Origin of the sequence: Lachnoanaerobaculum umeaense (assembly GCF_003589745.1) — a bacterium.
Lineage (GTDB): Bacteria > Bacillota > Clostridia > Lachnospirales > Lachnospiraceae > Lachnoanaerobaculum > Lachnoanaerobaculum umeaense.
This window is the reverse complement of record NZ_CP032364.1, coordinates 498,879-512,077: the sequence shown is the minus strand read 5'-3', so window position 1 is coordinate 512,077 and position 13,199 is coordinate 498,879. Positions and strand designations below refer to the sequence as shown.

Sequence of the window (13,199 nt, the reverse complement as noted above, 5' to 3'; positions counted from 1 at the left end):
TTGCTAGGACATCTACTTTGTCCATTATAAACCACCTACACTTGATATCTTCGTAGGTCAATCCCCATACTCTGAGCCATCTCAACAAGTTCCTCATCCGTTGCATCATCTACATCAAATGATTCCATTAAAGCAGCTCCATATCCTCCACCAAAGTACGCTCCCAAAAATTCTTCTCGTATATCATCTCTTAGTCTATCAATATCTATTGTAATTTTCTCATCTTCTGACATAACACCCTCCATAATGCAATTATATACAATATGTTGTCCCTTAAAAAGGATACATTACATATAATACACATTGCTTTAATATTATGTACTACAATACAGTATACATGTCAACTATAGCAATATTAGTATATAAATATTATAAAAAGAATACGATATATTTTAAAACCCACACTCCTCAGTCCATATATTAGAATAAGTAATGATATAAATAGGCTCTGATATATAATATATTTAGAAAATAAAATATTGTATTACTTTTATTAAATAGGCCAAAGTTACATTCCATACAAGCATTATTGTGGTTACAGAGCTTACTACCCCAATGATGGTAACAGACATTCCTATAGTCTTATACAAACTATTACTACTTAGTATTTCATTATGGCTAACAAATCCACAACGGAATAAGATATCTTCAGGTATATGGATTACAAATCTAATACCTAATATAAAACAGGAAAAAGGATTAAATATAGCTTTTCTTTCTCGTTTTAACCTACGCTCAAGATTACCTATATGTCTATTTAATGAATCACAACAAATTCCTACAAGATGTGAAATCTGCTTTATTTTAATTCTATTATTTCCTATTACATCTACAGCCCTAAGTTCCGAAATTACGTTTGAAAATACCGGGTAGTTTAAATAATACATACCTTGATCTATATAATTTGAGAGAATTCCATCACTACCTAATTCCTCTTGTATGGCATCCACTTCATGAATATATTTTTTATATAAACTATCTTTTATTATGTAATCTTCGTAAAATAGATTTACCATTTCTATAAATAAATTTCTAAATGATACTGTGAAACTACGTCTTTTTAAAAGTGAGTTTATGCGATATAGCCTAAAAGAAAATCCTATAAAAATAATTCCAAATGTAATAAATATAGCTATTTGTCTGTAATCCATCTAATATATCCTCCTTTCTATAAATTTAAAGATATTATCATAATTCCAACAAACTCTCTTTTAAAAATTTTATATATTATGATTCATGTGGTGTTTTGTCTTTCTTCTCAATTTCTGCTCTATTATGTTCTATAATTTCTATTTTCCCTTTACGCTCTAAATCTGATGGTGATTTCACCCCTATATATTCAAGCTCTTTATTCATTCTAGCAATCTCATATTTAATTCTATTGATCCTAGCTTCATCAGTGTCTTCAATTTCGATGTAATCAATCGGAAAATTACCATTATTATAATCATCTGTTCCTTCAATGAAATCATATATGCCCTCAGTTAAATACTCTATATAATTTATCAATCTATTATCAATAGAGATAAGTTTATATGGATCTATGCTTATACTATCCAGAATATATTCCAACATCATATGTGTTTCCACCTCATTAAGTTGCTCATCCTCAATTTTCATAATACTGCCCATTGTTTCCACATAACATTCTGTCTTAGTGATATCTTTGTCATAACAATACCGCTCAATTTCTGATATTCTTTTTACAATTAACTCCATATTAAAAGGATCTGGTATTCGCTCAAACAAAGTAGCAAATCTAATTCTATCTCCAAGTTTATAGCTAAACTTCATAGATTCAAAATTATATAGTGCAAACAATAATCCTTTCCAAAGCATTTCATTACTCAATCTATCGACCTTAAGACTCTTAACAATATTGTTATACTTTTTTTTATTGTTACTCTTCCAAAATACATCTTCGCCATCTGTAGATATGCAGGTGAATCCCCCAGAAATATTATCAACCACTACTATCACTTTGCCATTTGGCATTAAACGAATGAGTCTATTGTCTTCCATCACTAAAAGGCTTTCATCTTTTAGTTGATCAATAATTTTACCTTTTATTTTTGAATGCACACATCTTCTATCAAATCCCACTTTAATTTTTTTTATATAGCCTTTATCTGTCTGTACGAATACTATTGGTTCATCACCTTGATGAAAAATTCGTCCATTACTCAATTCCTCTTCTGCAATCTTACCATAGTCTTTCTTATAATCATTATTATCAACAGTTTCCAGACCAATGTGTATAAATCTGGGCTCTTGCTTTAAATATAGATAAATATCTTCCCCATCTATCTTTGTAAAAAAAACTTTATCATCACAAAAGTAAAAATCCACCCAATCTTCTTCCTCAATACAGTTACTCTTTTCAGTACAGTCATTGAAAAGTTCAATGATTTCATTAAATTTTTCTCTACTATAAACCCTATTTTTTACAAATGGATCATTATATAGTTCCTCTAAAATCAATATTATAAGATCCTTGAGATTAAATCTATCTTTTTCTTTAGTGAATAAGTCAATAGCTTCTACATCGAATGTATTTCTTGATTCAACAAATAATCCATTTAGGTTGATTGCTTTTATTAGAAAGGCTTTTAATTTTCTTCTTGTAATATTAGTTAGCATTCCTGCCTTAGAGAGAATATAGAATATATCTACAAGTCTGGATATATGCATTCCCACCATAACATCTCCACCGGTATAAATCTTTTTATATATATCCCTCATTTCATCACCTAGATGATCTCTCCTACTAAAATTCATAGCTTACACCTCCTATTTACCCCATACATATGAAATAACCTCTTCAATTGTATCTACAGGAATCATTTTTATGCTTAATCTCTCATCTTTTTTTTCAGATACAAGACCCTTGTAAGATTCTGAAGGCAAAATTATTGTATTTACTCCACATCTTTCGGCTGCAATGCACTTCTCAAATACACTCCCAACCGGTCTAATATGTCCATATATATCGATACTGCCTGTAAATGAAATGTTTGCTATTGGCTTTTCTAATAAACATGAAAGTATCGACATTGCAATAGTCACACCGGCTGAAGGACCATCTTTTTTCATTCCTTCAGTTATATGAATATGCAATTTTGGTAACTCTTTTTTTAAATACTTACTAATAAAGCAACAAGCAACGGATACCGACTCAAGGCAGGAACCTTCTAATAAACCTGTTATCACAATATTTTTATCCTGATAAGGGTTAACCACTGTTTCGACTGCCATAAGTACTCCAATACCTGATGTTGTGACTGCCAGTGCCTGAGCCATACCACATTTACCTATAGAAAGTTGCGGGATACCATCTAATCCAACCGTTCTATTTTTTCCCAATGTATATTTAATATCGTTCTGATCAATATGTACATCTACACTTTCAAATGTACAATTATTTTGTCGTGCTATTCTCATAAGAATATATTCAAAATCACGTTCAGCATTACGTATACCCGGAGATATATCATAATTTTTAAGATATAGATCCAAGGCTTCACTATCTATAGAAATATCCTTAATATTAAAATTCGTCTTAAGTTTAGGCAAGACATAGTCTGTTATGATTGACTTTTTATCTGAATTTGAGTAGCTACTATACTCTATAATTTCCATACGATCTCTTATAGGAATTGGAATACTGGATATATCATTAAATGTCAGCATTACAAGGAAATTATTTTTAGGAATAAAACATTCCAAATAATTGTCATAAAAATATTCCTCATTTGGATCTAGAAACTCGTATAATGTGTTCATGAAATCAGGTGTAGATTTATCTATCTCATCCAGTATAATCACATCTGAATAACATCCATGTCCACTTTTTGAAAGCTCTTTTATTATGAGTGACGGAGCTGAATTATAATTTTTTTTATTACAACCATTAATTACTTCAGCTCCGCCGCCTCCTCCTACATTTATTTTTATAAAGTTCCTATTTAAAGCCTTTGCAACACTGATTGCCGCACTGCTTTTACCTGTACCTGCCTTTCCTTTCAGCCCAATCACTGTCATTCTATTTACATTATTTCCAAGCTCTTTCGAAAGAATGGCTGCTTCTATTCTCTCCGCAAAATCATTCTGAATATACTGTGACTTGCTCAATTCTTCAATCACAGAGCCCATAACCAAAGATTTATCATTAGGCTTAAATATATTTGATATATAGTGAATAACATCTATCGCATGCTCTCTTAGGCCATCATTCTTCTCAAAATTAAGAATGTTAAACAATTTAACAGCCTTTTTTTGAATACATTCCGGGTACTCAAAGTAACAATTAAAGAACTTATGCTCCGTTTCCGTTATCTCTCTAACATATTTATTTCTTATTTTTTCATAATCTTCCTCCTTATAATCACTAATAGGTTTAATAGAATAGTCTGGAAATGACTTATCACCTTTTGCAACTGTCTTAACAACTATTGAGCGTATCATGCTATCCAGCTTGTCCATGTTCATATTCGCATGTTTATAAATCAATGTTTTACAAGATTCAACCGGAATATTTTGTGGAAAATCAAGCCCATATTCCTTACAATATTTAGGAACAATTACTTTGTTAATAATTTCTACAATTTCCCGCTCTTCTAAATCTTGAAAATAAATTGTTGTCATATTTGCCCTTACATGCTGAGGGATTTTTTTGATATCACTACAAGTTACGATAACTAACATATTTGAAAGGTCAATTTTAACTTCAGCAAACATATCCATATATGTTGTCTTATTGAGCAAAGGTGTCATTAAACTTCTTATGTTTGATTCATAAAGATTAAAATCTTCAATAACCAACACCCCCCTAAGGCCGGCTTCTTTTATACAGTCATAAATAAAGCCGGCTTTTGCATTTATATATATTTTAGATGAGCCGATAAGAGGTTCGTTTTCACCAAAATCAGCACCTGCTAAGTTTATTATCGAATAACCTGTTCCAATAGAAGAAGCTATTGTCCTTGCAAGCTTATTTATTCCGGTATCAGGATTACCAATAAAACACAATGTTTTGGGAACCACTTTTGAAATATTACTTGCTCTAAGTTCTGTATAGATTTCATTTAACTGCTGATTATATCCAATATGCTTTTTTCCAATCTTTTCTTGTAATGCCTCTACATCAATATATTTATATTCTGCATTATTTATCCAATCAAATTCTAAAATATCCGACATTACCCTTATATAGTTCGTCTTCTCTTCAGATGAACTGATTTTTTTAGATTTTAATCTTGAGGATTCATATACAGATCTAAACTCTTTTGGCATAACCTTTTTTACAATATCATAGTATGCTTCCATCTCATCCCGACTACTATATAATGCTATTTGACAGCCATCATTTTCATTAACAGCCTTTTTATCAGCCAGAGCTATCTTCTTATCACATAGATCTCTCCTAATTTCTGGACTGAATTTTTCTATGCTCTTCTGGAACTTAAGTTTCTCATCTTCTGTTAATTTATTTGTTATAACAAGACTTTCTTCTCTACCTGTCACATCAACAATTGTTCTAATATACCACTTCTCCATCATCTTCTCATAATCATAGGTCTTAATACCGGAGAAGTATACTTTCTTATTTTTCAATGAATCAAAGTATTTTAGATGTTTATCTGTTAAAGAAACCTTAACCTCACCTTCGTCATCATATCTTATTACTGCCATACCACTTGAATCTGTGTCAATATCCAAAAAAGTTACTGTCTTATCCAATAATTCACATTCTCCGGCAGATATTTTTTTCTTTTCCTCATTAAAAGAGTCCTCTTCTATCTTTTTGTTAACTTCATATATAATATCATCAAATGTCGTCATATTATTTCTCCTATCTATTAATTTATACCTATCTTTTATAGATTATTTCACTTTTATTCTAACATGGCTTGTTTTTTATATTGTTCCATGCACTGTCCAAAAATGTCCAAATTCAAATACACACAATTATATTTTTAGATATGAAAATTTGGACAAATTTGGACAAAAATACCAGCTCTCCGGATATCTTTTATAAATCAGAAATTATATACTAAAACCATCAAAATAAGGAGGTGATAATTTGAAACTGAATATTTGATGATGTTATAAACTTCATCAGCAACTAATAATGGAGGTAGCATATGAATAATATTATTAAAGACAGTCCACATAATGTGTATGTTCTTCATAGTAATGGGGATGAACAAATCATATATGATTCAAAGACAAGGTTTAAAGTGATAAGAAATTTAAGTACTTCTGTAGAATGTAAAAGACCATTTAAACCGATATTCTGGGAGAGTCATGGGGGAATAATAAAGCTTAATATGCAAAACAACAATTTTAAATGTTTATCATAGTCATTATGGTAAGAAAGAAGTGTGCATTAAAGTCTGGTTTTATAATTATATTGACCGGAGTATGCAGCAAATAATAAAGAATATGAAAAGGCTTTTTAATATATATTGTATAAAAACATCTATAATTAATTTAAAATAACAACTCATCTTATAAGAACCATAGGCTTTGATTTACCTATGGTTCTTTCATTTATTTTTTATATTTTTCCTTCTCTTTTATACTTCTCATATATCTCTTTATAATCTTCATATGTAGGTATATTTATTGAGAATGATTTGAAAATTTTTTTTCCCTCTTCGAATGTTCCCTTTGTCATTTCTTTAAACAGTTTTTCATTTCCCCCTTCCTTTTCAAAAAGATCTATTGGTGAAAACCCAAGTTGTTTAATGGCTTTGTTTTCTAAACCTATACTATGATAAAATGTATATAGTACTGAACGTATAGCGATACAATCTGAATATTTTTTCTCATAAAAATATCTTGTAGCAAGAGCATGGTAATATTTTGCCAAAAGTAATAATGCGTCTTTGTATTTATCAGAGTCTGTTCCATAGAATTTCTTTGTAATACGAACAATAAGATATCTTATGTATCTTGAATAGATATAATATTCTTCACAAATTTCAATATATTTTTTATATTCTGTATCATTTAAGGATTTATATTTTATGTATTGTAATCCACATGCGGCAATATTTGAATAAATAAGACTTAGAACTTCCAAATCCTTTATTTCGCTAATTTTAACAGTTCTGTTTTTCTTTATTCGATTTTCAAATAAGCTTATATACACCTCATCCCTTATCTTATCATTTAATGCCTTTAAATTTTTATTATTGAGTAGATTTTTTAATGCCAAAACACATATCTCAACCTTTTTCTTATATGATATAGGCTTAAAGCCTGATTCAATACGAATCAGGTTATTATTATCTGTAAGCTTAATATTACCTTGTTTAGATTTATCTGTTGTTTCTATGGCAATTGCATATATGCATCCCTGAATTTTTCTTATATCATCAATACTGATGTTTTCAAAATTGTCTGCATGTATTCTATTAAAAAAATCCAGAATCTCAAGATTTATTTGATAGGAATCCTCATGGTGGATTTTATCTAACATATCAGAAATAGCATATAAAGTATTTATAAAAACGCGAGTTTCATCCTCTGATAAGGAATAAAATGACTCCTTTTCAATTACATTCTTAAAAAGCCACATATATTCTGTTTTAATGTCGCCATACATATCATTTGGATCTTTAACCTGCAGAGATTTTTCTATATCCGGCAAGCGATCACGATAAAAATCCAAAATAGCAGGCAGTCTAAACTCTATGAACTTCTCAACTATGCTATCAACAGTCTCTTTTTGTATTTTATATGCCTTTATTTTTGAATCCTTCACCCCCAAAAAATATTGGTTACAATAGTGATTCCAAATATCTAAAATTAATTTATTGAAAATACTTATTGTATTACTATCACATTTTGAGACTATATCTGTACCATTTGGGTTATAAATATATTCTTCTTTTTGTAGTTTTTCTATTAAATTTTTAGTTTTTGAAAAATATTTATCTTCACCTTTGCTAAAAAATTCATTTAATGCACCGGTATATCTTTCGGGTTTATCTATTTTTTCCTTATTTATACCATATTTCCTCTTTTTTTTCCCTGTAATTATATCTATATCTCGACCCAACTGATTTGTAGGAAAATAATCCGTATATTCACCTGTACGTTCATTGTGTTCTAGTCGTATACCAAGAGTTTCCTTAAAGATAATTTCAACAATTCTTTTAAAATGCGCGTTTTCTATCTGATTCTTATCGCTCATTATACCCCCTTAAAACTATAGTTTGTCTATCAATTTCTTTATTGTAATACCTTCTTTTATCTTCCGGTAAGCTGGACCATTTAAATTACTCAACCTGTTCTATGTTCATTGCACCACGCTATATCCTAAAAATATCTTGTAAGCTTTTTTAATTTGTGTTGATACCTTCAATCCATATTAGTCAGTATATTTATACTATACAGACTTTTATAATCCATTTCTACCCTTTCCTATAATGTCCCAAATAAAAATCTTATAGTTCAATTTTAATTATAAAAATAATAATACATTAACATTATACTATCTTACTATTTACGTTTCAATTAAAACAATATGTTATATTATATATATATTGAAAGCTATAAAAATATTTCAATAAATATTTTATGTTATTTCTAATAAAATTAGCTTATTTTTGTATTTAAAAAAGACCTATCAAATGGTATTTCTACCAAAATGATATGTCTTTTTATAAATCTACTCTATGCCGAATATTTTCACTTATTAGTACAGCTTCGCTCCTGCCGGTATATGATTGTCTACCATTATAAGATGAAGCTCTTCTCCTTCTCCCTCTTTGAACTCATTTACAGCACTTAAGAGCATACCACATGATTCAATTCCCATCATTGCTCTTGGTGGAAGGTTTGTAATAGCTATGAGTGTCTTTCCGACAAGCTCCTCCGGCTCATAGAAATCATGGATACCTGAAAGAATTGTTCTATCCACTCCTGTTCCGTCATCAAGTGTAAATTGTAAAAGCTTCTTACTCTTTGGAACTGCGACACAGTTCTTTACCTTTACTGCTCTAAAGTCTGATTTTGAGAATGTCTCAAAATCAACACTCTCTTCAAAGAGAGGCTCAATCTTTACATTTGAGAAATCTATCTTCTCATTTGGTGTAAAGAAACCTGTATTTGAATCTAACGATTCTTCATTTCCTGCATTAGCAGGCTTGTCAAGACTCTTCATTGTAGGGAAGAGTAATACATCTCTGATAGCAGGTGAGTTTGTAAGCAACATTACAAGTCTGTCGATACCATATCCAATACCTCCCGTAGGTGGCATACCTATCTCTAGAGCATTTAAGAAGTCTTCATCAGTATGATTTGCTTCCTCGTCTCCTGCTGCAAATGCTTCTTCCTGTGCAAGAAATCTCTCTCTTTGATCTATTGGATCATTAAGCTCTGAATATGCATTTGCCATCTCTCTACCATAGATAAAGAGCTCAAATCTTTCTACATATCTTGGGTCGCTTGGCTTTTTCTTTGTAAGAGGTGATACCTCTATAGGATGATCCATCACAAATGTAGGCTGTATAAGTTTATCCTCTACAAATTCCTCAAAGAAGAGGTTAATGATATCACCTCTCAAGTGACGCTCCTCAAACTCAATGCCTTTTTCCTTTGCAATTGCTTTTGCCTCTTCAGTTGTCTCTATCTGGTCAAAATCAATGCCTGAGTACTTCTTTATAGCCTCAACCATAGTAATTCTCTCAAAAGGCTTTCCAAGATCAATCATTGCCTCAGCATAAGGTATTGTAGTAGTACCGCAAACTGTCTCTGCCAGGTATCTGAACATATTTTCAGTAAGGTCCATCATACCGTGGTAGTCTGTATATGCCTGATAAAGCTCCATAAGTGTAAACTCAGGGTTATGTCTTGTATCTACACCCTCATTTCTAAACACTCTACCTATCTCATATACTCTCTCCAATCCACCTACAATAAGTCTCTTAAGATAAAGCTCAAGTGAAATACGAAGCTTTACATCCTCATTTAAAGCATTGAAATGTGTGTTAAATGGTCTGGCAGCTGCACCACCCGCATTGCTTACAAGCATTGGTGTTTCAACCTCCATGAAGCCCTGACCATCTAAGAACTTTCTAATCTCTGTTATAATTTTTGATCTCTTTATAAATGTATCTTTTACATCCTCATTCATTATAAGATCCACATACCTTTGACGATATCTTGTATCTGTATCTGTAAGCCCGTGGAATTTCTCAGGAAGTGGCTTTAAGCTCTTTGAAAGTAACTCTACCTTTGTAGCATGTAAGCTTATCTCACCCGTCTGTGTCTTGAAAACTTCACCTGTAACACCTACTATATCACCGATATCAAGCTTCTTGAATGCCTTGTACTCGTCCTCACCTACAGAATCTCTTGCTACATATGCCTGTATTCTTCCCTTTAAATCCTGTACATGACAAAATGACGCCTTACCCATGACACGCTTTGACATAAGTCGACCTGCAATCTTGACACTTTTTCCGTCTAATTCCTCAAAATTATCCTTTATATCTGTACTATGCTTTTCTACATCATACTTTGTGATAAAGAAAGGATCATTGTTTGCTGCCTGTAACTCTGCAAGCTTATCTCTTCTTGCCTTTAAAATATGATTCAGGTCCTCTGTTGTCATTGGTTCATTGCTATTTGCCATATTTCCTCCTTAAGATACTCTTTGTATTTCCAATACCATATATTCTGAAACGCCTGTTTGTGTCTCTACAAATGCTGTCTCTCCAATTTTCTTTCCAAGTAAAGACTTACCAAGTGGTGACTCATTGCTTATCTTTCCTGCAAGTGAATCTGCCTCTGTTGAACCTACGATTTTAAAATCAAGCTCCTCATCAAAGTCCTTATCAAGAATCTTCACCATACATCCGATACCTATAGTATCTAAGTCAACCTCATCCTCTACAACTACCTCTGCATTTTTCAGCAAATTCTCAAGTTGCTCTATTCTAGCTTCAATATCTCTCTGCTCATCCTTGGCAGCATCATATTCTGCATTCTCTGAGAGATCTCCCTGTTCTCTAGCCTCTTTTATCTTTTCAGCAATCTCTTTTCTTTTGTTTACCTTAAGATCTTGTAACTCTTCCTCTAAGTTTCTAAGTCCCTCATAAGTTAATATATGCTTTTTCTCTGCCATATTTCCTCCATTTTGACTTCTATTTCACTCCTACAAAGTAAAACTGTCCTTTATTTTTATTTTGAAGTCAAAACTTTAACTTCAATCTAACTTTAAGATTAGAAAAAAACCACTATACCGGCGTATGTGGCGAATTCAATACTTAATCTAACTAGTTCCGTGAGATTATACTATGACAACCCATTTATGTCAAGTAAAAAACACTTTTAATGAAGACAAGTTATAAGCCATAAATGATAAAGTCCTAGTATACCACAAATAAAAATGTCCCACTTATGGTAGAATACTATTTTGTATATTCTAACACTAGGAGGAACTGACTTATCAGAAAGGTTATTTTATCAATGGATGAACAAAGAAAGTATGATGTTATCAAAGGTCTGGTAGATCACCCAGATACAGCTAATAAGAATAGAGCTGCTCTTATCCTAGGATGCACCAAAAGGCATATAAACCGTATGATACAGGGTTATATTAAAGATGGTAAGGCATTCTTTATTCATGGTAACAGAGGCAAAAAGCCGGCTACCACTATCTGCCCTGATATCAGAAGTCAGGTTCTTGATCTATACAGAACTAAATACTACGAAGCTAACTTTGAACACTATACAGAGCTTCTAAAAAAGCATGAAGGCATAAGTATCTCTTCTTCCTCTGTAATGAGTATTTTGGAGTCAGAGTACATTCTATCCCCAAAGGCTACAAAAGCTAAGCGTAGACGCATTAAGCAAGCTCTCAGAGCTAAGAAGGAAGCTGCAACATCAAAAAGGGAATTATCACAGATACAAGCTAACTTAGTAGCAGTTGAAGATGCTCACAGTCGTCGTCCAAGATGTGCTTATTTTGGTGAATTGCTTCAGATGGATGCTACCCCTTATGAATGGGTGCCGGGACAGATATGGCATCTACATTTGGCTATTGATGATGCCTCAGGTGTTGTTACGGGTGCATGGTTTGATACTCAGGAGACTCTTAATGGATACTACCATGTGTTTGAGCAGATTCTTACTGATTATGGTATTCCCTATAAGTTTCTTACTGATAAACGAACTGTATTTACTTACAAGAAAAAAGGTGCCTTATCTGACGACAAAGACACCTATACACAGTTTGCATACGCCTGTAAGCAACTTGGCACACAGCTTGAATCAAGCAGCGTACCACAGGCTAAAGGACGTATAGAACGATTGAATCAAACCTTACAGTCACGCCTGCCTATTGAGCTAAGGCTCGCAGGCGTAACCGACATCAATAATGCCAATGAATTCATTTACCACTACATAAAAGAATTCAATGAGAAGTTCTCACTTCCACTTTATGGTATCAAATCTGTCTTTGAAACGCAACCATCTAAAGAAAAAATAAATCTTACTTTGGCGGTTTTAACTGAGAGAACTGTTGATGCCGGACATGCGATTCAATTCGAGAAGAAATTTTATAAGATGATAGATAATAAAGGATTGCAGACCCATTATAGAAAAGGTACAAAGGTTATGCTTATCAAGGCATTTGATAGGTCTATGTTTGCGTGCGTAAATGACAAAGATATTTATGCACTGGAAGAAATACCGGCTCATGAACATAAATCTAAGGATTTGGACGCTGACTACAAACAGCCAAAGCCTAGAAAGCCTTATATACCGCCTATGAACCATCCTTGGAGATTGGATGCCTTTAATAAATTCGCACACTCACAGCCACACAGAATTGAAGAAGACATAAAAAGTGCATAATAAAAGCCCCTTTGTGGGGGCTTATAAATTAATTATTTTGGGACATAATCATTTATGCTTGACAGTAAAAAACACTTTTAATGAAGACAAGATGAAGTATATCCTTCTAATAATTATTTACATAATAATATACTAAAGAAAAAGACAGGCTTGCTCAAGGCCTGTCTTTTAAGTAAGAGGAAATTTCAATATGTGTAACACTGTATATTATCAAATAAGGTTGCTCAAGTCTTACTTGATAGTATATGATAGTTTGAACCACCATATTGTGTATGTGTGATAGTTTTGCTACCCCACTATATATCTATGATAGCTTTCGCCACCAT

General features: G+C 32.1%; 9 protein-coding genes. 2 read left to right on the top strand and 7 right to left on the bottom strand.

Features of this window, described 5'->3' with window-relative positions; all coding sequences use genetic code 11:
* Window positions 1-35: 35 nt before the first annotated feature.
* The 4 genes from D4A81_RS02165 to D4A81_RS02150 form a co-directional block, all read right to left on the bottom strand.
* Window positions 36-233 (bottom strand): hypothetical protein, encoded by a 198-nt coding sequence (locus D4A81_RS02165; protein WP_111525271.1) that lies wholly within the window; start codon window positions 231-233, stop codon window positions 36-38.
* 231 nt (window positions 234-464) lie between these two features.
* Window positions 465-1,151, bottom strand: coding sequence for a hypothetical protein (locus D4A81_RS02160; protein WP_111525270.1), 687 nt, complete (start codon window positions 1,149-1,151; stop codon window positions 465-467).
* 76 nt (window positions 1,152-1,227) lie between these two features.
* Window positions 1,228-2,778 (bottom strand): hypothetical protein, encoded by a 1,551-nt coding sequence (locus tag D4A81_RS02155; RefSeq protein ID WP_111525269.1) that lies wholly within the window; start codon window positions 2,776-2,778, stop codon window positions 1,228-1,230.
* Window positions 2,779-2,790: 12 nt separating this feature from the next.
* Window positions 2,791-5,841 carry a S16 family serine protease gene (locus D4A81_RS02150; protein ID WP_111525268.1) on the bottom strand — a complete coding sequence of 1,017 codons (3,051 nt, stop codon included), beginning with the start codon at window positions 5,839-5,841 and terminating at the stop codon, window positions 2,791-2,793.
* Between the two features lie 302 nt (window positions 5,842-6,143).
* Between D4A81_RS02150 and D4A81_RS02145 the strand changes: the two genes are divergently transcribed.
* The gene (locus D4A81_RS02145) at window positions 6,144-6,362 is read left to right on the top strand and encodes a hypothetical protein (RefSeq protein WP_111525267.1); all 219 of its coding nucleotides are present in this window, start codon (window positions 6,144-6,146) and stop codon (window positions 6,360-6,362) included.
* Between the two features lie 197 nt (window positions 6,363-6,559).
* Here the strand turns inward: D4A81_RS02145 and D4A81_RS02140 are convergent, their stop codons facing one another.
* The 3 genes from D4A81_RS02140 to greA form a co-directional block, all read right to left on the bottom strand.
* Entirely contained in the window at window positions 6,560-8,203 is a 1,644-nt protein-coding gene (locus D4A81_RS02140; protein ID WP_111525266.1) for a hypothetical protein, read from the bottom strand.
* Between the two features lie 504 nt (window positions 8,204-8,707).
* Window positions 8,708-10,648, bottom strand: a complete 1,941-nt coding sequence (gene lysS, locus D4A81_RS02135) for a lysine--tRNA ligase (RefSeq protein WP_111525265.1) — start codon at window positions 10,646-10,648, stop codon at window positions 8,708-8,710.
* A 9-nt stretch (window positions 10,649-10,657) separates the two neighbouring features.
* Window positions 10,658-11,140, bottom strand: coding sequence for a transcription elongation factor GreA (gene greA, locus D4A81_RS02130; RefSeq protein ID WP_111525264.1), 483 nt, complete (start codon window positions 11,138-11,140; stop codon window positions 10,658-10,660).
* A gap of 344 nt (window positions 11,141-11,484) precedes the next feature.
* Between greA and D4A81_RS02125 the strand changes: the two genes are divergently transcribed.
* Window positions 11,485-12,873 (top strand): ISNCY family transposase, encoded by a 1,389-nt coding sequence (locus D4A81_RS02125; protein WP_119808237.1) that lies wholly within the window; start codon window positions 11,485-11,487, stop codon window positions 12,871-12,873.
* The last annotated feature ends 326 nt before the right edge of the window (window positions 12,874-13,199 follow it).